This window comes from Kosakonia sp. YIM B13588, from assembly GCF_042788165.1.
In the GTDB taxonomy this organism is placed as follows: Bacteria; Pseudomonadota; Gammaproteobacteria; order Enterobacterales; family Enterobacteriaceae; genus Kosakonia; species Kosakonia sacchari.
The window spans coordinates 364,113-385,849 of sequence record NZ_JBHZPO010000001.1; the positions used below are offsets into that span (position 1 = coordinate 364,113).

A 21,737-nucleotide genomic window follows, 5' to 3' on the forward strand; every position below is an offset into this window, starting at 1 on the left:
ATCTTGCTCACATATAATCAATCATGATTGAATATAATCATATCCAGTGCATAATGACCCGGAGAAGGGATGAACGAACAACGCGTGGACAAACAGGTGGTGATGCTGGCTGACGATTTTACCGGCGCGAATGATGCAGGTGTCAGCCTGGCGCAAACCGGGATGCAGGTCGATGTCGTGTTAACGACACCGTTTGTAAGTACGGCGCAGGCGATCATTTTTAACAGCGACAGCCGGGCGCTGAGCGTGAGCGAGGCAATGGCGCGCGTCACGGCATTCGCCAACGAGATAACCGCACGCTACAACCCCGGCTGGCTGGTGAAAAAGATCGACTCCACGTTGCGCGGCAACGTCGGCGCGGAAGTCGCGGCGATGAGGCAAGCCTGCAACGCGGCGGCGGTGATCATTGCCCCGGCATTTCCGGCAGCCGGGCGCATCACCCGTAATGGTCAGTGCTATGTCAATGGTGAACTGCTCACGCAAACCGAGTTTGCCAGCGACCCAAAAACGCCAGTGACCAGCGCCGATATTGGCGCACTGCTGGCAGCCCACAGCAATGCAGAGTGTCGCAATGTGCAGCCTGCGCAACTGGCAAATGCACTCGCACAGGCTACGCCAGATGCGCCGTTGCTGCTGGTGGTCGATGCGCAGAGTGATGAAGATCTTGATGCGATCATCGCTCAGGCGGCAAACGCAGCCACAACGCCGCTGCTGGTCGGCTCTGCCGGATTATGCGACGCGCTGGCGCGCAGGCTGGCGGCCGAAAAGCCGCATGCGGTGCTGGCGGTGGTCGGCTCAATGAGTGAAATCGCTCAACAGCAGGTGGCGCGCGTCGCTCAGCAACCAAACGTGGAACATCTGCTGATTGATATCGATACGGTGTTTAGCGCCGCACAACCTGCGTATCGCCAGACAATTGTGGCCGCGCTGGCACAGGGGAAACACTGCATTGTCCACACCTGCGCGGATGAACAGGCGCGCCATCAGATAGCCGCACTTTGTGCGCGGCTGGGCGTAAGCCGTAGCGAGTTGGGAGAGCGTATCTGCACGTTTCTGGCACAGCTCACCTGCGAAGTGTTGCGTGAGGTGACGCCCGCAGCGCTTTATCTCTCCGGCGGGGATGTGGCGGTGGCGGTCGCACAGGCGTTAGGAGCAACACGTTTTCGTATCCAGGGACGCGCCGCAGGGTGCGTACCGTGGGGTTATTTTTCAGGTTGCGAATGGCAACGACCGGTGATGACCAAAGCGGGTGGCTTTGGTGACGAAACTACCTTGCTTAAGGTTCTGCATTTTATCGAGGAGAAATCGAGTGACTAATATCATTGCTGTAACGATGGGCGACCCGGCGGGTATTGGCCCGGAAATTATTATTAAATCGCTGGTCGAGGGAGAGTTATCCGGTGCGCCGGTCGTGGTGGTGGGCTGTGCGCAAACCTTGCAACGTATTCTGGCGCTCAATATCACGCCGCATGCCGAACTGAAAGTGGTTGAGCAGGTGGCGGACGCACGTTTTGCCCCCGGCATCATTAACGTCATTGACGAACCACTGGTCGATCCCGCCGGGTTGCAACCGGGCGTTGTGCAGGCGCAGGCGGGGGATCTGGCCTACCGCTGTGTGAAACGCGCGACCGAACTGGCGATGAAAGGCGAAGTGAAAGCCATCGCCACCGCACCGCTGAATAAAGAGGCGCTGCACTTAGCCGGGCACCATTATCCGGGGCATACCGAACTGCTGGCGCACCTGACCGACAGCAAAGATTACGCCATGGTGCTGTATACCGACAAGCTGAAAGTCATCCATATCACCACCCATATCGCGCTGCGAAAATTTCTCGACACGCTTAATCAGGAGCGGGTGAAAACGGTGATCCGCGTTGCCGATACGTTCCTGCGTCGCGTTGGCTATGACAACCCGCGTATTGCGGTGGCGGGCGTCAATCCGCACGCCGGGGAAAATGGTCTGTTTGGCGATGAAGAGATCAAGATTGTCGGCCCGGCGGTACAAGCGATGAAAGGCGAAGGGCTGAACGTTAGCGGGCCGTGTCCGCCGGATACGGTGTTTATGCAGTGCCATGAAGGGATGTATGACATGGTGGTGGCGATGTACCACGACCAGGGACATATTCCGTTAAAATTGCTGGGCTTTTACGATGGCGTTAATATCACCGCGGGTTTGCCGTTTATTCGCACCTCTGCGGATCACGGCACCGCATTTGATATTGCCTGGCGCGGAAAAGCGAAAGCGGAAAGCATGGCGGTATCCATCCAGTTAGCGATGCAAATTACACGGGAATAATATGAAGGGATATAACCGGTTAGAGCAGATTATGGACTACCTGAAAGGGCATAATCTGGTGACGGTAGATCAACTAGTGGCCGCTACGGACGCTTCACCGGCGACCATTCGCCGCGACCTGATTAAGCTTGATCAGGAAGGGGTGATCAGCCGTACGCACGGCGGCGTCACGCTGAACCGGTTTATCCCCACGCAGCCCACCACCAGCGAGAAAATGCAGCGCAACCTGGCTGAGAAACATGCCATCGCCTGTGCGGCGGCAGCACTGGTGAAAGCGGGCGACGCCATTGTGCTTGATGCCGGCACGACAATGATTGAGCTGGCACGCCAGCTGACGCACTTGCCGCTGCGGGTGATCACCAGCGATCTGCACATTGCGCTGTTTCTGTCTGAATTTAAACAGATAGAAGTAACGATCATCGGCGGGCGCATTGATGATTCCAGCCAGTCCTGCATTGGTGAGCACGGGCGTAAATTGCTGCAAAATATCTGGCCGGATCTGGCGTTTGTCAGCTGTAACGGCTGGGATTTACAGCGCGGCATTACCGCGCCGACCGAGGAGAAAGCGGCGCTGAAACACGATTTGATCGTCAATGCAAAACGCCGGGTGTTGCTGGCAGACAGCAGTAAATACGGTGCGTGGTCGTTGTTTAACGTGGCGAATCTCGATTCGCTGACCGATATCATTACCGATACGCAGCTTAGCCCCGAGATCCGCCAGCAGCTTGCCACTTTGCCAGGCCGGTTAACCTTTGCCGGTTAACGGTGTCAGTTAGGGCAAGCGGGCAATATTTGCTTTAATAACCTCTGCGGAGTGGTTGAATTTCGCCACTTCGTCACCTTCCAGTTGCAGTTCAATAATCTGTTGAACGCCGTTTTGCGCCAGCACGGCCGGTACGCCAATCGCCACGTCGCTGACGCCATATTCCCCGTCCAGAATGCAGGAGATTGCCAGCGCGCGGTGGCTGCCGGTGAAGATATTACGGCAGATCTCGGCGATGGTGCCGGCGATGCCGTACTCCGTACAGCCTTTACGGGCGTAAATCTCAAAGCCGTGGCGGCGTACTTTGTCCGCCAGTGCGTCGACATCCAGCCGCTGGCCGGTTTTGCGCCGGTAAACATCGGCAATTGGCGAACCGTACACCGACGAGTGCGACCACACCGGGAACTGGGTGTCGCCATGCTCGCCGAGGATAAACGCATCGATACTTTGCGCGCCAATATCCAGCGCCTGGGCCAGCGCGCGGCGTAAGCGAGTGGTATCCAGCCAGACGCCGGTGCCAATCACCTGGTTGCGCGGAAGCCCGGAAAGTTTCCACACCTGCCAGGTAATGATGTCGCACGGATTGGTTGCCACCAGGAAAATGCCATTAAAACCGTTTGCCATCATCGACGGCACAATGTTTTTAACGATCCGCGCGGTGTTGGTCAGCTCATCAAGACGCGTTTGCCCTGGCTTTAACGCGCCGCCGGAAACGGTGATCACCGCAATATCCACATCCGCGCACTCTTCAACCGGGCGGGTGGAAATGGTCATCATACCGGGCATATACGCGGCGGCATCCGCCAGATCCTGGGCGTGGCCTTCTACACGTTGCTGGTCTAAATCCACCAGAATTAACTCTTCACAAATGTTCTGGTTCAGCAGGGCATAAGCAGCAGATGCGCCGACATTGCCTGTGCCGATAATCATCACTTTCCGGGCTTTGGTGTTCATGAATATTCCATTTTCTGCATCATATGTTGCGTAAGGTACAACCTATATTCTCCGCAGCGCAATCTCGTCAGGCGTAGCTATAGGTTATTCATATGACAGAGGTAGCAAATTCTTGTTTATTTTTAACAGGCTAATAACAAGGAGCCCGCTATGTACCGCATCGTTGATGCCACCACCACGCAACCGGATCTGATTGCGCTGATTGCTGCCCTGGACACCTACCAGAGCGCACTTTACCCGGCAGAGAGTAACCATCTGCTTGATCTCGCGGCATTACCCGCCGGAACGCTGATTTTGCGTAAAATTGTGCATCACCACGAGGCCGTCGGCTGCGGCGCGGTGGTACTGAACGGCGACGGCAGCGGCGAGATGAAACGGGTGTTTATCGATCCCCGCCATCGCGGTCAGCGACTGGGGGAAAAATTGCTTGCGGCGCTGGAAGAGGCGGCCGCCGGGAAATCGTGTCATACCTTGCGGCTGGAAACCGGCATTGAACAGCATGCCGCGGTGAAACTGTATCAGCGCTGCGGGTATCAAATTTGTGAGGCGTTCGCGCCGTACAGCGCCGATCCGCTAAGTATTTTTATGCAGAAGGCGCTGGTTGTGGAGCCACATTCAGCAGGGCAATAAACGCCTCCAGATGACGGGTTTTCGCGCCGCGCCGCCATACCAGCCAGGTGGTAAGCCAGCGCCAGTTCTCCGCCAGCGGCCAGGCTTCCACCTGATGATGACCGGGCATGCTTTCCAGCATACTGCGCGGGATCAGCGCCAGGCCCGCCCCGGCAATGACGCACGCCAGCATGCCGTGGTAAGACTCCATTTCATGAATTTTACCGGGCGTGGCGCGATCGGCGTGAAACCAGCTTTCAAAATGGCGACGGTAGGAGCAGTTGGCGCGAAACGCGTAAATGCTGGCACCGTTTACCTGAGCCGCATGGGTAATCACTTCATGGCCGACAGGCGCGACGATCATCATCTCTTCGCGGTAAACCGGAATGCCTTCCAGGCCGGGATGCATAATCGGGCCGTCAACAAACGCCGCGCTGAGCCGCCCCTCCAGCACGCCATCGATCATGGTGCCGGAAGGGCCGGTGGCGAGATCAAACTGAATGCGCGGATAGCGCTGGTTGTAGTGCGCCAGCGTGGCCGGAATGCGCACCGCAGCGGTGCTTTCCAGTGCGCCGAGCGAGAACAGCCCTTGCGGTTCGTCACCGGCGACCACCATGCGCGCTTCATCGACCAGCGCGAGGATCTGCTGACTGTAGCGCAAAAAGCTGTGCCCGGCGGGAGAAAGGCGCAGGCGCTGGTTTTCGCGGATAAACAGATCCACGCCGAGATCGGATTCCAGCTGGCGAATGCGCGTCGTCAGGTTTGACGGCACGCGATGCACCTTCTGCGCCGCCTGGGTAATGCTGCCGGTCTGCGCCACGGCGTTAAACATCTCAAGCTGGGTTAAGTCCATGCCATTCTCTCTTTGTGAACAGTGTGGTTAATATTATTCAGTTTTCAGAAATAGCAAATTGCGCCATCCTTGCGCAAGTCCTGAACACATTTAGCGGAGTATTTATGCCTGTTTCCTCAACGACGCACGCGCTTTCCATCAACCCGGCCACCGGCGAAACCCTGCGCGCAACACCCTGGGCCAGCCATGAAGAGGTTGATACGGCAATCGAACTGGCAGCCAGCGGTTACCGCCAGTGGCGGCGGTTGGCCGTCAGCGAACGTGCGCAAACCTTACGTCGCCTCGGCGACGCGCTGCGCAAGCGCGGGGAAGAGATGGCGCAGATGATCCGCCAGGAGATGGGCAAGCCAATTTTGCAGGCGCGCGCGGAAGTGAACAAATCTTCTGCGCTGTGCGACTGGTACGCAGAACACGGCCCGGCAATGCTGGACAGTGAGCCGACGCAGGTCGAACAGCAGCGGGCAACCATTGAGTACCGCCCGCTGGGACCGATTCTGGCGGTGATGCCATGGAACTTCCCGCTGTGGCAGGTGCTGCGCGGTGCGGTGCCGATCCTGCTGGCAGGCAACAGCTACCTGCTTAAACATGCGCCAAATGTGCTGGGTTGCGCGGCGTTAATGGGCGAGATCTTCGCTGACGCTGGCGTCCCACACGGTGTTTTTGGCTGGGTGAATGCCACCAACGACGGCGTGACTCAGGCGATTAACGATCCACGCATTGCCGCCATTACCGTAACCGGCAGCGTGCGCGCGGGAGCCGCTATTGGCGCGCAGGCCGGGGCGGCGCTGAAAAAATGCGTCCTTGAACTGGGCGGTTCTGATCCCTTTATTGTGCTCAACGATGCGGATCTTGAACTGGCGGTGAAAGCCGCAGTGGCAGGACGTTACCAGAACACCGGGCAGGTCTGCGCCGCTGCCAAACGTTTTATCGTCGAAGAGGGCATTGCCCAGGCTTTTACGGAGAAATTTGTTGCTGCCGCCGCCGCGTTAAAGCAGGGCGCGCCGGACCACGAAGAGAATTATCTCGGGCCAATGGCACGCTTTGATCTGCGTGACGAGCTGCATGCGCAGGTCGAAGCCAGCATTAACGAGGGCGCAACGTTGCTGCTCGGCGGTGAGAAAATGGCGGGCGAAGGAAATTACTACCCGGCCACCGTGCTGAGCGGTGTGACACCAGAGATGACGGCGTTTCGCCAGGAGCTGTTTGGCCCGGTCGCGGCTATCGCAACCGCACGCGATGCACAGCATGCGCTGGAGATGGCGAACAACAGTGATTTCGGCTTGTCTGCTACCGTCTTTACCGCCGATCCTGCGCAGGCGCAACGTTTTGCCGAACAGCTTGAGTGCGGTGGCGTGTTTATCAACGGCTACAGCGCCAGCGATGCCCGTGTGGCCTTTGGCGGCGTGAAAAAGAGTGGCTTTGGCCGCGAGCTTTCACACTTCGGCCTGCATGAGTTTTGCAATATCCAGACGGTGTGGAAAGATCGTCTGTAAGCGAAACGCGCCCCGGCGGGGCGCGTCACTGCTGGCTGTCATGGACCTGTCATGATCCTTTTGTAGACTCACGGCAACTTTGTGGTTATAGAAGAATATCATGAACTTAAAGCAAATTTTCCGCCGTATTTTGCGGCGTGTTTCTCCACGACAGTTTGGTTTGCTCGCCGGGATTTTCTGCATTATTGGCTTGTTTTCGGCCCTGCAAATCGCCTCCTCGTTTGTCCTTTCCGCGTCACTACGTAACGCCCAGCATAATGAACAACTCAACCAGCAAGCGCACCTGCAACAGGTGCGGGTCGACGAAGCGCGCATTGCGCTCCTGACGGCAAGTGATCTGCTCAACCGGGCGGGCGTCTATTTTATGCAGGATAAAGAGACCGGCTCGGAAGGAAGCTGGCACAGCCTGATGGATGAAACCCATAAAGCGCTGGAGACATCGCAAAAAGCCTGGCAGGCGTGGCTGGCGCTCAACCCGCCTAAAGATGAGGCGCTGATCAACAGCTATCAGCTTTTCTACGGTGCGCTAAAAGAGCAGGCCGATGGCTTAGTGAAAACCCAGTCGATTGACGCCTTCTTCGCCGTGCCGGCGCAGGCGTTTCAGGCGGATTTCAATGACAACTATGCCCGTTTCCAGCAGGCCAGCGAAGCGCGCGCCGAACAGGGACGCCAGGCGCTGATGGCTAACCTTGCGCAATTGCAGCATGTGTTTGTGCTGGTGCCGGCGCTGCTGGTGGTGATTGCGGTGCTGGTCTGGTTTGCCATGTCGCGCTGGGTGATTACCCCGCTGCGCAGCCTGATAGCACACATTAATATTCTGGCGGCCGGCGATCTGGGTACACCATTGCCACCAGTGAAACGCTTTAACCGGGAAGTTGACCAGCTCGGCCTCAGTATCGGCACTATGCAACAGGGGTTGCAGCAACTGGTGATGCAAGTCAGCGACGCCACCTCGTCGATGGTCGATACCATTCGCCGTCTGGCTGAGGACAATCAGTCGTTGTATCAGCAGTCGGCGAAACAGGCGCAGGAACTGACGGATGTAACTGAGCATATCGCCACACTGGAATCGCATGTTGAAGGCAATACCGGTTTTGCTGAACAGGCGCGCAAACAGGCCGATGAGGCGCGGGAAGTCGCCGCCGGTGGCGATCGAATGATGGATACGGTGAATCAATCGATGCGCGAGATTGTCGAGCGCTCGGCGGAGATGCGCAACATTGTGGCGATGATTGATGGCGTCGCTTTCCAGACCAATATTCTGGCGCTGAATGCGGCGATTGAAGCGGCGCATGCGGGCAACCACGGTCGCGGCTTCGCGGTGGTGGCGAAAGAAGTGGGGCTGCTGGCGCGCAAAAGCAGCCACTCCACGCAAACCATTCAGCAATTGATCAATCACTCCTTGCAAGGCATCAACGACGGCACCCAGGCAGTAAGCCGTCTTGAGGATAACCTGCAACAGGTCACCGGGCTGGTCGGGCATTTAAGCGGCGTACTGAGCGAAATTTCTGCCGCCACCCTCAGCCAGGGCGACAGCATTCACAAAATGACGCGCCGCCTGCACTCGCTTAACAATGTTGCTCGTCGTACCGGGGAACTGGTCTCGACGGCCACCGAAGCCTCGGAAAAATTGCACAACGATTCTCATCAATTGATGCAAGCGGTTGCGCGTTTTCGACTTCCTGCCTGACGCAACACATTCGCCTCTGTTATACTCGCAGGCCATTTTTGGCCTGTGGGCAAGGAGTCAGAGTGGCAACGGTGATGGATAACGGCGTACTGGAAGCGGTGCTCGCTGAAGTACGCCCGCTGTTAGGGCGTGGCAAGGTTGCGGATTACATTCCGGCGCTGGCGTCGGTGAGCGGCAACAAGTTGGGTATTGCCATCAGCACCGTGCAGGGCGAACACTTCCAGGCGGGCGATGCCGACGAGCGTTTCTCCATTCAGTCAATTTCCAAAGTGCTGAGCCTGGTGGTGGCGATGAACCACTACGCGGAAGAGGAGATCTGGCAGCGGGTGGGCAAAGATCCCTCCGGTCAGCCGTTTAACTCACTGTTACAACTGGAAATTGAGCAGGGCAAGCCGCGTAATCCCTTTATCAACGCCGGGGCGCTGGTGGTGTGCGATATGCTGCAAAGCCGCCTTAGCGCGCCGCGCCAGCGCATGCTGGAAATTGTGCGCAAACTCTGCGCCGCGCCGGATATCGCCTACGACAGCCTGGTCGCGCGCTCTGAATTCGAGCACTCCGCCCGCAATATGGCCATCGCCTGGCTGATGAAGTCCTTCGGTAATTTTCACAACGATGTCGCCACCGTGTTGCAAAACTACTTCCACTATTGCGCACTCAAAATGAGCTGTGCCGAATTGTCGCGCACCTTTTTATTTCTCGCCGATGGCGGACACAGCGCGCAGCAGGCGACGCCGGTGGTGACGCCGATGCAGGCGCGGCAGATTAACGCCCTGATGGCGACCAGTGGCATGTACCAGAACGCCGGAGAGTTTGCCTGGCGTGTCGGTTTACCGGCGAAATCCGGGGTCGGCGGTGGCATTGTGGCGATTGTGCCGCATGAGATGGCGATTGCGGTCTGGAGCCCGGAACTGGATGAGGCGGGCAACTCACTGGCCGGTGTCGCGGTGCTGGAAGCGTTAACGCGAAAACTGGGGAGATCGGTCTATTGATGAATGATTTCGCGCCGTTGTTTGCCCGGCTGGGACGGTCAACATTCCGTTCGCGTTTTCGCCTTGGGGTGAAAGAGCGCCAGTACTGCCTGGATAAAGGTGCGGAGGTGATTGCGTCCCACGCGGCGGATTTTGTCGCAAAACGCCTTGCGCCAGCGCAACCGCAAAATGATGGCAAACAGACGCCAATGCGCGGTCACCCGGTGTTTATCGCTCAGCATGCCACGGCCACCTGCTGCCGTGGATGTCTGGAAAAGTGGCATAACATCCCGCATGGTCAGGCGCTAACACAATCGCAACAACAGTACATCGTTGAGGTGATTTACCAGTGGCTGGTTATTCAGATGAATGCGTCGCGCTGAAAAGCGTCGGGTAAGCCTGCTCCGCTGGTACTTCGGGACGATAGCAACGTTAGTGATATGGATTGAGATTTGATGCGCGCATTTTTTTCATCCCCTTTCCGCCCTTTTCGGCAAGAGACGCCGTACACCAGTGCGGTCATGGTGTTTGTCCTGACAACGCTGTTTTATCTGCTGGGTGCGATGATGCGCCTGGTGGAAGAGCTTTCCCTCTTCTGGCCGCTCAATGCGGTGATGGCCGGTGTTTTCGCGCGTTATGCCTGGTTGCAGCGCTGGCAGTACTATCTGATTAGCTATGTTGCCATGCTGGCGTATGACGCCATCACCACTTCCTGGGGCACGGCGTCGCTGATTATCAACTTCTCTAATATGGTGTTTATTATCACCATGGCGCAGCTTATCGGGCTTGAACGTAACCAGATGACCAACGCGCCGGAGCCGGTTAACGCCCTGAAACTTTTCGGCTACTGTCTGCTTGCGGCGCTGCTGTGTGCGTTTTTTGGCGCGCTTGGCTCCGTTGGGATCAATGGTCAGGGGTTTGGCCTGCTGCTGGCCGACTGGTTTGGCGAGCAGTTCTCAACGGGCGTGCTGATCCTGCCCTGTATGCTGACTATGAGCTGGCCGCGTAAACCACTGAACGTCGAGATGCGCAATGTTATGCCGGTGCTCGCCGTTGGCGTATCGATTATCGCGTCGGTCGCGATTGGCGGCGCAGGCAGCCTGGCGTTTCCGCTCCCGGCGCTGATCTGGTGTGCGGTGCGTTACTCACTGCCGCTGACGTGCCTGGTGACGCTGCTGACCGGCGGGCTGGAGATAATCCTTGTCGCCAGCGGGCATATCAATATTTTCGTCAGTTCACCGCTGCAGATCCCGCATATGTTCTCCGCGCGCCTGGGGATTGCCACCATGGCCATTTGCCCGGTGATTGTCTCGGTCAGCGTTGAGGCGATAAACCGTCTGATGCATCAGGTTTCCTTGCGCGCCGATTTCGATTTCCTGACCCGCGTGTACTCGCGCTCGGGTTTGTATGAGGCGTTAAACCGCGACGTAAAACGCTTTGCCGACAAACACATCACCGTGATGTTGCTGGATATTGATTACTTCAAAAGTGTCAATGACAGCTACGGTCACGAATGTGGCGATCGGGTGCTGACCTCCTTTGCGCGAAAAGTGCAGCAGGCGCTGGGCACGCGTGGTGTGCTCGCCCGCATGGGCGGGGAAGAGTTCGCTGTCGTGGCGACAACACAAGACGCCAGTGAAGGAAAACAGCTGGCGGAAACGCTGCGCGAAAAAGTGGCACTATATCCGTTCAAATGGCGTCAACAAACGCTGCATTTAACCGTCAGTATTGGTATCAGCCATGGTCAAGCCGACGCCGGGCAATTAACGTCAACATTCAACGCGCTGCTGGCGGTGGCAGATGAAAATCTCTATCGCTCGAAAAAACGCGGTCGTAACTGCACAACAGATGCTGAACATAACGCGCCGGAAATAGCGGGAAGTGCCATCGGCGGATAATTCCTCGCGCGTGTTGCACCTGGTGATGACGATAGCGGCAATTAATATCGATAACTTATTAAATTGCTTGCTACTAATTTTTATCGTCAATACTATTATTGCGTATACGTAGCGGAATCATCGCGTTATGAGCGGATCGGATAATTTGAATAAACACGAGCGGATCCCAGGCAGGCGTTTTGCCAGGCGGATGTATCTGATGCGTATTCTGGGAACGCTACTCTGCTTTTTCCCCATTCTTTCCGTCCTTCTTGAACTGCATCGCCCCGTATGGAGCGTGGTGTTGCTGTGCGCTAATGCGTTTTTATGGCCTACCGTCGCGTTTTTGCGCGCGCGCAACGCGCAGATGCCGCTGCAAATTGAACATCAAAACCTGGTCTTTGACGCTGGCGCAGGCGGGTTCTGGATTGCGCTGATGGCGGTTAACCCGCTGCCGTCGGTGGTGATTGCCACCATTTTGCTCTCTGACCGCTTATCGGCGGGCGGTTTTTTGCTGATGCGTAAAGCGACGCTGGCCCTGCTTGCGGCGTTCTTACTTACCTGGCTGGCGCTCGGTTTACCGCTGGAGTTGCAGGTGACACAGCGAACGATGTTCGCCACGTTGCCGCTCATCGGCATCTATATTCTGGCGCTCAGCGCACTCACCGACAGCATTGCCGTCAGGTTGCGGATAAAAAGCCGCGAACTTGAGCGTATCGCGATGATGGATCCGTTGCTTGATATCGCCAATCGCCGTCTGCTGGAAAAACGGATTCAGTACGAGCTTGAAAAACTGCACGTGACGCCGCGCCACTCCTCGTTGATGTTTATCGATATCGATAATTTTAAAGAGGTGAATGACCGCTTTGGTCATAAAATTGGCGATGCATTATTGGTCACCGTGTCGAAAATTTTGCATATCACCACCCGCACAACGGACACGCCCGCGCGCCTCGGTGGCGATGAATTTGTGATTTTATTGCCCGATACGCCAGCCGAAGAGGCGTATGCGGTGGCAACCCGGATCATGGATGCGGCTGCGGTAATGACAGTGATGCAGGAGCATGCGTTCAAATGTACGTTAAGCATCGGTATCGCCAGCGCGCTACCGGAAATGAACAGTGTTACCGACTGGTTAAAAGCCGCAGACGACGCGCTTTATCGGGCTAAACGACTGGGAAAAAACCAGATCTACTCACACTGACAAACGTGCTGAATAAGCTACGCTTTATGCTGTATGCCGTGAAATTAACGACACTTTTTATAGTGTTGCGCATTAACCGCCTGAGAATGGAAACGGCCCCTTATGAAAATACCTGCTATTCCCGCAGATGAGGAACAACGACTGGCGTCGCTGCGCGACTCCGGGCTTCTGGAAACCGGCGTAACCGAGCGTCTTGACCGGCTTACCCGGCTGGCTAAGCGCATGTTTGATGTCCGTGCGGCGCTGATCACACTGGTTGATGAAGAGATGCTCTTCTTCAAATCCACGTCGGGTACCGTGCGTGAACCGCTCCCGCGTAAGATTACCTTTTGTGGTCACACCATCTTGCATACTGAACCGTTAATTATTCCGGATACTCACGGCGATGATCGGTTTGCCGATAATCCGCTGGTGACCGGAGAGATGGATATCCGTTTCTATGCCGGGTATCCATTACGTTTGCCGGACGGCGCGGTGGTTGGTGCATTCTGCCTGGTGGATAGCACCGCGCGACAGTTCACGGATGCAGAGCGGGATTACCTGAAAGATTTTGCCATGATCGTTGAAGATGAGTTCGCGGTGATGAGCGCGGCCACTACGGACGAACTGACCGGTTTATTTAACCGTCGCGGTTTTGAAAGCCTGGCGAAGTTCGCCATTGTGGGCGCGCGTCGTCGCGCGGAACCATTAACGCTGGCGTGGATCGATCTCGACAATTTTAAAACGATTAACGACACCTGGGGCCATGGCGAAGGTGACGAAGCGCTGAAAGCGATGGCCTCGGTGATGAACGCCAGCCTGCGCGAAGCGGATCTGCGAGTGCGTTATGGCGGCGACGAATTCGCGATCCTCTTTTCCGATACCGATGAACAGGGCGCATGGATTGCGATGCAGCATCTGGTAGAACAGGTTGAGGCGTGGAATCAGACCTCTGGTAAACCGTGGAAACTGGCGTTTTCCTGGGGGATCAGTGAGTTTGATCATGATGGCTGCGGTGAACTGAAGCCGTGGATGAAGGCAGCAGATCAACAGATGTATGCCATGAAAGAGCGCAACCATCGCGGCCGCTGAATCATCACAAAAACCTATGTTTGCTGAGCTTGTGTTAACAAGTTGTAAAGCTGATAGTGGTTGTTTTTAAGGAACAAAAATGACCACTTATCATATCCATTCGCTGGCGGGCGAAGCGCTCGCGTCTCAGATTCATTCCCTTTGCGAAGTGCTGGAAAACTGTGTTTCCGGCGGCGCTTCTGTCAGTTTCATGCACCCGCTTTCGCGTGAGAAATCCCTGCAATTCTGGTCTGGCGTCGCCGCCAGTGCCGCGCGTGGGGAACGCATTGTACTGGTGGCGCAAGATGACGCCGATGAGATTGTCGGCACCGTGCAGGTGGTGCTGGAACAACCTGAAAACCAGCCACATCGCGCCGATGTGTCAAAGTTACTGGTACATGAAAAAGCCCGCCGCCAGGGGCTGGCGCGCCGTCTGATGGATGCGCTGGAAAGTGAGGCGCTGGCGCACGGTAAAACCGTGCTGGTGCTGGATACTTCCACCGGTAGCGGGGCGGAACATTTCTACCAGCAATGCGGCTGGCAGCGGGTGGGTGAGATCCCGCGCTTCGCGCTGATGCCGGATGGAAATGTGACGGCGACGACAATTTTTTACAAGTTCTTATAATTCGCGCTAATAAGACATCCCATTTTGATCAAAACAGGGTTTCATGGTCTAAAAGTCTGGTAAGTTATTACACCAATCTTCCCAGGTTGTATGACTAATCAAAAAAGGAACCCACTGTGAACACATTAAACCGTCGCAACTTTCCCGGCGCTGAATACCCTGAACGTATTATTCAGTTCGGCGAAGGGAATTTTTTGCGCGCTTTTGTCGACTGGCAAATCGATCTGCTGAATGAGCACACCGACCTCAACGCCGGTGTGGTGGTTGTTCGCCCGATCCAAAGTGATTTCCCGCCGTCCCTGAGTACTCAGGATGGCCTGTATACCACCATTATTCGCGGCCTGAATGAGCAGGGCGAAGCGGTGAGCGACGCGCGCCTGATCCGCTCTGTAAACCGTGAAATCAGCGTCTATTCCCAGTACGACGAGTTCCTGAAACTTGCCCATAATCCGGATATCCGCTTTGTTTTTTCAAACACCACTGAAGCGGGTATTAGTTACCACGCGGGTGATAAATTTGCAGATGCCCCGGCCGTTAGCTACCCGGCCAAACTGACGCGCCTGCTGTTCGAACGCTTCACCCATTTCTCTGGCGCGGCGGATAAAGGCTGGGTGATCATCCCTTGTGAACTGATTGATTACAACGGCGACGCGTTGCGCGAGCTGGTGCTGCGTTATGCGCAGGAGTGGGCGCTGGGCGCGGAGTTTACTCAGTGGCTGGATACCGCCAACGCCTTCTGCTCCACGCTGGTTGACCGGATCGTTACCGGTTACCCGCGTGATGAAGTGGCGAAACTGGAAGCAGAGCTGGGCTACCAGGATTCATTCCTTGATACCGCTGAACACTTCTACCTGTTTGTAATTCAGGGGCCGAAATCACTGGCGTCTGAGCTGCGCCTGGATAAATTCCCGCTTAACGTACTGATTGTTGACGATATTAAACCGTATAAAGAGCGTAAAGTGGCGATCCTCAATGGTGCGCACACAGCACTGGTGCCGGTGGCGTATCAGGCGGGTCTTGATACTGTCGGCGAGGCGATGAACGACAGCGAAATCTGTGCGTTTGTAGAAAAAGCGATTTACGAAGAGATTATTCCGGTGCTGGATCTGCCGCGCGATGAGCTGGAATCTTTTGCCAGTGCAGTGACCGGGCGTTTCCGTAACCCGTACATCAAACACCAGTTGCTGTCGATTGCCCTGAACGGCATGACCAAATTCCGCACCCGTATTCTGCCGCAATTGCTGGCAGGGCAAAAAGCCCACGGCAAATTGCCTGCGCGCCTGACTTTTGCGCTGGCGGCGTTGATTGCGTTCTATCGCGGTGAACGTAACGGGCAGACGTATCCGGTGCAGGATGATGCGCATTGGATCGAGCGCTACCAGCAGTTGTGGAGCCAGCATGGCGATCGCCAGATCAGCACCAGTGAACTGGTAAAAGCGGTGCTGTCCGTAAGCGATCACTGGGAACAAGATCTGAGTAAAGTGGCGGGTCTGGTGGAGCAGGTTTCGCTGGATCTGGACGCTATCCTGCTGCGCGGCATGCGCGATGCGGTTAAACCGCTGTGCTAATAGCACGTTATTAAGAGAATATCTAACCCGGCTCCGGCCGGGTTTTTCTTTTTTAATCATGGCTAGCTGTGCAGCCGCTGAGCGGCAAGAGGAATAACTTCGCGGGAATGTTGTATTTATCGGCCATTAGTTACAACATACTATTAAAATAGTTGTATAACAGGTTTCAGCAACCTCTGCGCCAGCAAAAGTCTCCCAGGGCGACCTTTCGTCACAATTTGTTATCAAACTTGCAACCGTGATTGCGATCACGTTTAATAGTGCCGCTCTCCCTAATGCACACAATTCAAGATGATCGTTCGACCTCAACAACACTGGCTTACCCGTCTTTTCGTCTGGCACGGTTCCGTACTGCCTAAAATCACGTCGCGTTTGCTGATGAATTTCCTGCTCTCCATCGCCGTGATCTGGATGCTGCCGTGGTACACCTCGCTGGGTATCAAGCTGACCGTTGCCCCGTTCAGCATTCTTGGTGTCGCTATCGCTATCTTTTTAGGTTTTCGTAACAACGCTTGTTTTGCCCGCTACAGCGAGGCAAGGGTGTTATGGGGACAGTTGATGATCGCCTCGCGTTCGCTGCTGCGTGAAGTAAAAACAACGCTGCCAGACGACGAGGGATTACGGCACTTTATTCAATTGCAAATCGCCTTTGCGCACTCTCTGCGCATGACATTGCGCCGCAAGCCACAGGGTGACGTGCTGGCGAAATATCTGAGCCAAAACGATCTGCATAACGTGCTGAACGCGCATTCACCGGCCAACCGCATTCTGTTGTTAATGGGTGAATGGTTAGGTGAGCGCCGGGCGCAGGGCGCGCTTTCGGATGTTTTATTCAGCAGCATTAATCAGCGGCTGCATGATATGTCCGCCGTGCTCTCTGGCTGCGAGCGCATTTTCACCACGCCGCTGCCGTTTGCCTATTCGTTGATCCTGCATCGCACCGTGTATCTGTTTTGCATCATGCTGCCGTTCGCGCTGGTGGTGGATTTGCACTTTATGACCCCGTTTATCTCAGTGTTGATTTCCTACACCTTTATTTCGCTCGATACGCTGGCAGAAGAGCTGGAAGATCCGTTTGGCGAAGAGGATAACGACCTGCCGCTGGATGCTATCAGCAACGCCATCGAGATTGATTTACTGCAAATGGTGGATGCCGATGTGCTTCCGCACAAAATGACACCAGGCAAAAATTATCAATTAACCTAAACTTTGCTCTGGAGAGTCATCGATCTTTCGATTTTTTCAGTCTGATAGCGAAACCCACAACAGAGAGGGACGTGCGATGGAAAAGTCCGACAGAACTATCTCATTTGCGTTGACCCTGCTGGTCAGCTTCTCGCTTCTCGCCACGGCGTGGGATCTCTCCTTCGTCAGTAGCTTGCCTTAATATCATTGGCCGCCAGCAGCGCCCGTGTTTCTTCAGCCGGGCGCTGCAATAGCGCCAGTGCTTCTTCCGCTGAACGCACATTGGTATAACCGATAATCACGCCGTAGCGTTTGGCGGGAGTGTTATACCAGCGCGAGAGCGGGCTAACCTGCAATTGAAACCGCTGCCAGATGTCCGCCAGCGCGATATCCTGCGTGCTGGTGCGTAAAAACGCGGCGATATGCATGCCGCCATCGCTCACTTCCACGGTAAAAAGCCCCGGATAAATGTGCTCCAGCGCGTCCAGCACATATTTTCTGCGCTGCGAATAGAGCGTACGCATCTTTTTTAAATGCTTATAAAAGTGACCTTCGCCGAGAAACGCCGCGAGGATTTTCTGCGTCAGCACCGGCTGACCGCTTTCGGTAAGTTCTGCCGTTTCACGAAACGCGACAAGTGTCGCGCGCGGCATCACAATATAGCTAATGCGCAGCGCAGGCATCACCGTCTTGCTGAAAGTGCCCATATAGATAACCCGATCATCAGTATCAAGGCTTTTCAGCGACGGAAGCACTTTGCGGGTGTAGTGAAACTCGCCGTCGTAATCATCTTCGATAATCCAGCTGTTATGCTGGCTGGCCCAGGCCAGTAATTGCTGCTTGCGCGGGAGCGAAAGGGTTACCGCCAGTGGGCTATGATGTGACGGTGTCACAAAAACCAGCTGCGCATCGCGGTGGTATTGCTGCAAATAGTCGACATTCAGGCCCTGGCTGTCCACCGGGACAAAGTGCAGATTATTGGCGGCGCGTTTCAGCGCCTGGGTACCAAAATAGTAACCGGGATCTTCGAACAGCACTTTATCCCGTGCCGTGGTCAGCGCATTGAGGATTAACCGTAGGTTGTTGCTGTACCCGCTGGTGATGAAAATCTGATCGGCCGTGCAGGATAAGCCGCGCGACACATTCACATAATGGGCAATCGCTTCACGCAGCGGCGTGTAACCCAGCAGCGGCGGGTTGGTCATCTCCATTGGCGACATCGATCGCACCGCTTTGCCGCACAACAGTAGCCATTTTTTGTAGGGGAAAGCATCCAGAGACGGAATGCCGGGACGCAAAAAACCGGGGCGATCGCGCAGTACATCCGCAATGCCCGGTGGCGCGTCTGCTGCCTGCGGCGCAATATCCGGGGTGGAGGGTTCGCTCAGCACCAGATCCGGGTTGACCCGCGTGCCTCGCGCGCCGTGGCTTACCAGATAGCCTTCGCCGACCAGAATTGCCCAGGCCGTTTCCACCGTTTTGCGCGCGACCCCCAATTCGCTGGCCAGCACACGCACCGAAGGCACCTTATCACCCGGTTTTAGCAACCCGCTGGCAATGCTGCGCCGATACTGCTCATAAATGGCTTTATAACCCGGCCTCATGTCCTACCTCTATTTACGGTTTTTGCATCTTTTTACTATGGCATAAAAGCGTACTATAGCGGCTGTTGAATCCATAAACGAGGCTAAAGACGATGAGCAATCGCGTAAATCTGTTCCAGACCGTTCCGGCATTAATTAAAACCCTCGGCGATGCCAGCCAGGCGTCGCACGCCAGCAGTCTGGACATTGGTATTAAAAATCTGGTTGATATCCGCGCCTCGCAGCTCAATGGTTGCGCATTCTGCCTGGATATGCATGTGAAACAGGCGAAACTGCACGGTGAGCGCGAACTGCGCATTTACCATGTGGCTATCTGGCGTGAATCGCCGCTGTTTACCGCCAAAGAGAAAGCCGCGCTGGCGCTATGTGAAGCGTTGACCAAACTCGACGCGCATGGCGTGCCTGATGAGTTGTACCGTGAGGCGCGGGAGCATTTCAGCGAAGTGGAGCTTTCCGAACTGGCGTTTTCCATTGCCATCATTAATAGCTGGAACCGCCTGATGGTTCTGTCGCAAACCTTACCTGGCGCGCTGGATAAAGCCTATGGGCTCGATCGCGCACACCTTGAGTAATTAACGCGACTCCCGGATAAAGGCAATAAACGCCTGCAACCCCACAGGGATGTGGCGATGTCCGGGATAGTACAAACACAGTCCTTTAAACGGCTGTGTCCACGCATCCAGCACGCTCACCAGCGTTCCGTTACGCAAATCCTCTTCAATGTAAAACCCCGGCAGAAAACCCACGCCCAGGCCTGCGCGCACGGCGGCAATCGAGGTAAACAGATCGGTGGTCGACAGCCGCGGTGGAACGGCAACCGCCATGCGCTCACCGTGGCGCGACAGCTCCCAGCGGTAATTTCCGCCGCTGGACATACGCATGCAAATGCCCTGGTGCTGGCGTAAATCGTCTGGCGTCTGCGGCGTGCCGTGCGTGGCAAACCACTTAGGTGTTGCCACCACTCGCATGCGAATATCCGGCGTGAGCGGCACGGCAATCATATCCTGTGGGACAGACTCCGCCAGACGGATCCCGGCATCGTAACCGTCGGCCACAATGTCGATCATCTTCGCTTCAGCGGCGACCTCCATGCGTATCTGCGGGTAGCGCGCCAGAAAACGCACCAGCAGATCATCTAAGAACAGTTGTCCGACGGCTTGCGGGACATTCAGGCGCAATGTGCCGGAAGGTTCTTCCGCCACGCTGTGGATCTCTTCATGCGCGTGCTGGATTTCGCGCAGCGCCGGGCCAATACGTGCAACAAACCGCTGCCCGGCTTCGGTCAGCGCCACGCTGCGGGTGGTGCGGTGAAACAACCGAATCGCCAGGCGGCTCTCCAGCCCGGCAATAGCGTTACTCACCGCCGTTGGCGACATTCCCAGCTCCTGCGCGGCGGCGCGAAAACTGCCCCGGCGCATCACCGCCATCACCACTTCCAGCTCAATCAAACCTGAACGATGCATAGATTATCCCGAATTTCGCAACAACCTTTGCAGCATAGCGTGGATTATCAGCGCGATAAAGGCGTGCCACACTGGCTTTATTGTGAACAGGAGGTGGTTATGCATGCGATTGAACAGATCTCAATAAATGGCGAATGGGTCACGCCGCAGGGCACAGAGCGTTTCGACCTGTTTAACCCGGCAACCGGCGACGTCACCGGTCAGGTGCGGCTCGCTAATGAAGCCGATGCGCTTAACGCCATTGCGGCGGCAAAAGCGGCGTTTCCCGGCTGGTCGCAAACCAGCCGCGATGAACGCATTGCCGCCCTGATGCGTATGCGCGACGCACTGGAGGCCTGCCAGCCCGCGTTGTTGCAGGCGATTGTCGAGGAATACGGTGCGCCGGCGTCACGTGCCAGCTGGATGGCGCATTATCCGGTTTCGGTTATCGAGGCGGCGATCAGCGCGCTGAAAGCGTTTGAGTTCGAATCCGTGGTGGGTCAGGCGCGGGTGGTGATGACACTGCTCGGCGTCGCCGGATTGATCACGCCATGGAACAGCGATGCCGGGTTCATCTGCGGCAAACTGGCGGCGGCGCTAGCCGCAGGTTGCACGGCGGTGGTTAAACCGAGCGAGATGAGTGCGCTGCAAACCCACATTGTCACGCAGGCACTGCATCAGGCGCAGTTGCCGCCGGGTGTGTTCAATATTGTTACCGGGCGCGGCGAGGTGGTTGGCGAGACGCTCAGCCGTCATCCGGAGGTGGCGAAAATCTCTTTTACCGGCTCGACGGCGACGGGCAAAGCCATTTTGCGTAACGCAGCAGAAACGTTTAAACGCGTCACGCTGGAACTGGGTGGCAAGTCGCCGACCATTATTCTGGAGGATGCCGATTTAGCCGACGCCGTGCCGCTGGCGATTCAGGCCGGATTTATGAACAGCGGCCAGGCCTGCGTCGCGGGAACGCGCATTCTGGTGCCTGCCTCGCGCAAAGCCGAGTGCGAAGCGGCGCTGGCACAGGCAGTCGCAGGGGTAAAATCGGGCGATCCGCACGATCCCGCCACGGAAGTTGGCCCGATGGTCAGCGAAAAACAGTGGCAACGCGTGCAGTCCTACATTCGTCTTGGTCAGCAGGAAGGCGCACGCCTGTTAGCGGGCGGAGAAGGGCGCGCAGCCGGGTGCGAGCGCGGATGGTCGGTGCGGCCTACGCTGTTTAGCGAGGTAAAAAACAGCATGCGTATTGCGCGGGAAGAGATTTTTGGCCCGGTGTTATCGGTAATTACGTATCGGGATGACGCCGAGGCGATCGCTATCGCTAACGACACCGATTACGGCCTGAGCGCGCTGGTGCTGGGCAGCGATCCCGCACGCGCACGTCGCGTTGCCGGGCAAATCACCACCGGGCGGGTGTTGGTCAATACGCTGGCGCACGAGGCTGCCGCGCCATTTGGCGGGTTTAAACATTCAGGCATCGGGCGTGAAATGGGGCGCTGGGGACTGGCGGCCTTTATGGAGCCGAAAAGCATCGTCATGTAACAGGAAAACGCCGTGCCACT

The 21,737-nt window shown here is 56.3% G+C and carries 20 protein-coding genes; 16 read left to right on the forward strand and 4 right to left on the reverse strand.

What is annotated here, in order from left to right:
* Window positions 1-69 precede the first annotated feature (69 nt).
* Genes ACFX4U_RS01780 through ACFX4U_RS01790 form a run of 3 tightly spaced genes read left to right on the forward strand, consistent with a single transcriptional unit; the run spans window position 70 to window position 3,059 of the window.
* Window positions 70-1,317, forward strand: coding sequence for a four-carbon acid sugar kinase family protein (locus ACFX4U_RS01780; protein WP_313507028.1), 1,248 nt, complete (start codon window positions 70-72; stop codon window positions 1,315-1,317).
* Window positions 1,310-2,296: a D-threonate 4-phosphate dehydrogenase gene (locus ACFX4U_RS01785; protein WP_349350576.1), complete on the forward strand. Its 987-nt coding sequence runs from the start codon at window positions 1,310-1,312 to the stop codon at window positions 2,294-2,296. The genes ACFX4U_RS01780 and ACFX4U_RS01785 overlap by 8 nt, the downstream gene beginning before the upstream one ends.
* Before the next feature lies 1 nt (window position 2,297).
* Window positions 2,298-3,059: a DeoR/GlpR family DNA-binding transcription regulator gene (locus ACFX4U_RS01790; RefSeq protein ID WP_313507025.1), complete on the forward strand. Its 762-nt coding sequence runs from the start codon at window positions 2,298-2,300 to the stop codon at window positions 3,057-3,059.
* A 9-nt stretch (window positions 3,060-3,068) separates the two neighbouring features.
* Here ACFX4U_RS01790 and ACFX4U_RS01795 read toward each other — a convergent pair whose 3' ends face one another.
* On the reverse strand, window positions 3,069-4,013 hold the full coding sequence (locus ACFX4U_RS01795) for an L-lactate dehydrogenase (RefSeq protein WP_313507023.1): 945 nt from the start codon (window positions 4,011-4,013) through the stop codon (window positions 3,069-3,071).
* 150 nt (window positions 4,014-4,163) lie between these two features.
* Between ACFX4U_RS01795 and ACFX4U_RS01800 the strand changes: the two genes are divergently transcribed.
* Window positions 4,164-4,643 carry a GNAT family N-acetyltransferase gene (locus tag ACFX4U_RS01800; protein WP_313507022.1) on the forward strand — a complete coding sequence of 160 codons (480 nt, stop codon included), beginning with the start codon at window positions 4,164-4,166 and terminating at the stop codon, window positions 4,641-4,643.
* Here ACFX4U_RS01800 and ACFX4U_RS01805 read toward each other — a convergent pair.
* Complete coding sequence (locus ACFX4U_RS01805) at window positions 4,597-5,475, reverse strand: LysR substrate-binding domain-containing protein (RefSeq protein ID WP_313507021.1); 879 nt, start codon at window positions 5,473-5,475, stop codon at window positions 4,597-4,599. The two genes, ACFX4U_RS01800 and ACFX4U_RS01805, sit on opposite strands and share 47 nt — an antisense overlap.
* 104 nt (window positions 5,476-5,579) lie before the next feature.
* Here ACFX4U_RS01805 and sad point away from each other — a divergent pair, with 104 nt between their 5' ends.
* From sad to ACFX4U_RS01855, 10 genes are all read left to right on the forward strand, one after another.
* Entirely contained in the window at window positions 5,580-6,968 is a 1,389-nt protein-coding gene (gene sad / locus ACFX4U_RS01810; protein WP_313507019.1) for a succinate-semialdehyde dehydrogenase, read from the forward strand.
* Between the two features lie 100 nt (window positions 6,969-7,068).
* Window positions 7,069-8,658 carry a methyl-accepting chemotaxis protein gene (locus ACFX4U_RS01815; RefSeq protein ID WP_289892500.1) on the forward strand — a complete coding sequence of 530 codons (1,590 nt, stop codon included), beginning with the start codon at window positions 7,069-7,071 and terminating at the stop codon, window positions 8,656-8,658.
* A gap of 62 nt (window positions 8,659-8,720) precedes the next feature.
* Window positions 8,721-9,647 carry a glutaminase B gene (glsB, locus tag ACFX4U_RS01820; RefSeq protein WP_313507016.1) on the forward strand — a complete coding sequence of 309 codons (927 nt, stop codon included), beginning with the start codon at window positions 8,721-8,723 and terminating at the stop codon, window positions 9,645-9,647.
* Complete coding sequence (locus ACFX4U_RS01825) at window positions 9,647-10,009, forward strand: DUF4186 domain-containing protein (protein WP_200551923.1); 363 nt, start codon at window positions 9,647-9,649, stop codon at window positions 10,007-10,009. The genes glsB and ACFX4U_RS01825 overlap by 1 nt, the downstream gene beginning before the upstream one ends.
* Before the next feature lie 72 nt (window positions 10,010-10,081).
* Complete coding sequence (locus ACFX4U_RS01830; RefSeq protein ID WP_313507015.1) at window positions 10,082-11,524, forward strand: diguanylate cyclase domain-containing protein; 1,443 nt, start codon at window positions 10,082-10,084, stop codon at window positions 11,522-11,524.
* Between the two features lie 190 nt (window positions 11,525-11,714).
* Window positions 11,715-12,707 carry a diguanylate cyclase gene (locus tag ACFX4U_RS01835; RefSeq protein WP_313507148.1) on the forward strand — a complete coding sequence of 331 codons (993 nt, stop codon included), beginning with the start codon at window positions 11,715-11,717 and terminating at the stop codon, window positions 12,705-12,707.
* Window positions 12,708-12,809: 102 nt separating this feature from the next.
* The gene (locus tag ACFX4U_RS01840; protein ID WP_313507014.1) at window positions 12,810-13,778 is read left to right on the forward strand and encodes a sensor domain-containing diguanylate cyclase; all 969 of its coding nucleotides are present in this window, start codon (window positions 12,810-12,812) and stop codon (window positions 13,776-13,778) included.
* 79 nt (window positions 13,779-13,857) lie between these two features.
* Complete coding sequence (locus ACFX4U_RS01845; protein WP_313507013.1) at window positions 13,858-14,382, forward strand: GNAT family N-acetyltransferase; 525 nt, start codon at window positions 13,858-13,860, stop codon at window positions 14,380-14,382.
* Window positions 14,383-14,498: 116 nt separating this feature from the next.
* Entirely contained in the window at window positions 14,499-15,950 is a 1,452-nt protein-coding gene (locus ACFX4U_RS01850; RefSeq protein ID WP_305736155.1) for a tagaturonate reductase, read from the forward strand.
* 291 nt (window positions 15,951-16,241) lie between these two features.
* The gene (locus ACFX4U_RS01855; protein ID WP_313507012.1) at window positions 16,242-17,156 is read left to right on the forward strand and encodes a bestrophin family ion channel; all 915 of its coding nucleotides are present in this window, start codon (window positions 16,242-16,244) and stop codon (window positions 17,154-17,156) included.
* 164 nt (window positions 17,157-17,320) lie between these two features.
* Here ACFX4U_RS01855 and ACFX4U_RS01860 read toward each other — a convergent pair whose 3' ends face one another.
* The gene (locus ACFX4U_RS01860; protein WP_313507011.1) at window positions 17,321-18,739 is read right to left on the reverse strand and encodes a PLP-dependent aminotransferase family protein; all 1,419 of its coding nucleotides are present in this window, start codon (window positions 18,737-18,739) and stop codon (window positions 17,321-17,323) included.
* A gap of 92 nt (window positions 18,740-18,831) precedes the next feature.
* Between ACFX4U_RS01860 and ACFX4U_RS01865 the strand changes: the two genes are divergently transcribed.
* Complete coding sequence (locus ACFX4U_RS01865; RefSeq protein WP_017456727.1) at window positions 18,832-19,311, forward strand: carboxymuconolactone decarboxylase family protein; 480 nt, start codon at window positions 18,832-18,834, stop codon at window positions 19,309-19,311.
* Here ACFX4U_RS01865 and ACFX4U_RS01870 read toward each other — a convergent pair whose 3' ends face one another.
* Window positions 19,312-20,202, reverse strand: coding sequence for a LysR family transcriptional regulator (locus ACFX4U_RS01870; RefSeq protein WP_313507009.1), 891 nt, complete (start codon window positions 20,200-20,202; stop codon window positions 19,312-19,314). It abuts the gene before it with no gap.
* Between the two features lie 99 nt (window positions 20,203-20,301).
* Here ACFX4U_RS01870 and ACFX4U_RS01875 point away from each other — a divergent pair, with 99 nt between their 5' ends.
* Window positions 20,302-21,717, forward strand: coding sequence for an aldehyde dehydrogenase family protein (locus ACFX4U_RS01875; RefSeq protein ID WP_313507008.1), 1,416 nt, complete (start codon window positions 20,302-20,304; stop codon window positions 21,715-21,717).
* The last annotated feature ends 20 nt before the right edge of the window (window positions 21,718-21,737 follow it).

Coding starts and splice junctions, on each gene's coding strand:
- ACFX4U_RS01795 (WP_313507023.1), bottom strand. CDS start 4,013: ATGAACACCAAAGCCCGGAAAGTGATGATTATCGGCACAGGCAATGTC.
- ACFX4U_RS01845 (WP_313507013.1), top strand. CDS start 13,858: ATGACCACTTATCATATCCATTCGCTGGCGGGCGAAGCGCTCGCGTCT.
- ACFX4U_RS01815 (WP_289892500.1), top strand. CDS start 7,069: ATGAACTTAAAGCAAATTTTCCGCCGTATTTTGCGGCGTGTTTCTCCA.
- ACFX4U_RS01860 (WP_313507011.1), bottom strand. CDS start 18,739: ATGAGGCCGGGTTATAAAGCCATTTATGAGCAGTATCGGCGCAGCATT.
- ACFX4U_RS01780 (WP_313507028.1), top strand. CDS start 70: ATGAACGAACAACGCGTGGACAAACAGGTGGTGATGCTGGCTGACGAT.
- ACFX4U_RS01825 (WP_200551923.1), top strand. CDS start 9,647: ATGAATGATTTCGCGCCGTTGTTTGCCCGGCTGGGACGGTCAACATTC.
- ACFX4U_RS01835 (WP_313507148.1), top strand. CDS start 11,715: ATGTATCTGATGCGTATTCTGGGAACGCTACTCTGCTTTTTCCCCATT.
- sad (WP_313507019.1), top strand. CDS start 5,580: ATGCCTGTTTCCTCAACGACGCACGCGCTTTCCATCAACCCGGCCACC.
- ACFX4U_RS01870 (WP_313507009.1), bottom strand. CDS start 20,202: ATGCATCGTTCAGGTTTGATTGAGCTGGAAGTGGTGATGGCGGTGATG.
- ACFX4U_RS01855 (WP_313507012.1), top strand. CDS start 16,242: ATGATCGTTCGACCTCAACAACACTGGCTTACCCGTCTTTTCGTCTGG.
- ACFX4U_RS01875 (WP_313507008.1), top strand. CDS start 20,302: ATGCATGCGATTGAACAGATCTCAATAAATGGCGAATGGGTCACGCCG.
- ACFX4U_RS01830 (WP_313507015.1), top strand. CDS start 10,082: ATGCGCGCATTTTTTTCATCCCCTTTCCGCCCTTTTCGGCAAGAGACG.
- ACFX4U_RS01865 (WP_017456727.1), top strand. CDS start 18,832: ATGAGCAATCGCGTAAATCTGTTCCAGACCGTTCCGGCATTAATTAAA.
- ACFX4U_RS01790 (WP_313507025.1), top strand. CDS start 2,298: ATGAAGGGATATAACCGGTTAGAGCAGATTATGGACTACCTGAAAGGG.
- ACFX4U_RS01840 (WP_313507014.1), top strand. CDS start 12,810: ATGAAAATACCTGCTATTCCCGCAGATGAGGAACAACGACTGGCGTCG.
- ACFX4U_RS01800 (WP_313507022.1), top strand. CDS start 4,164: ATGTACCGCATCGTTGATGCCACCACCACGCAACCGGATCTGATTGCG.
- ACFX4U_RS01805 (WP_313507021.1), bottom strand. CDS start 5,475: ATGGACTTAACCCAGCTTGAGATGTTTAACGCCGTGGCGCAGACCGGC.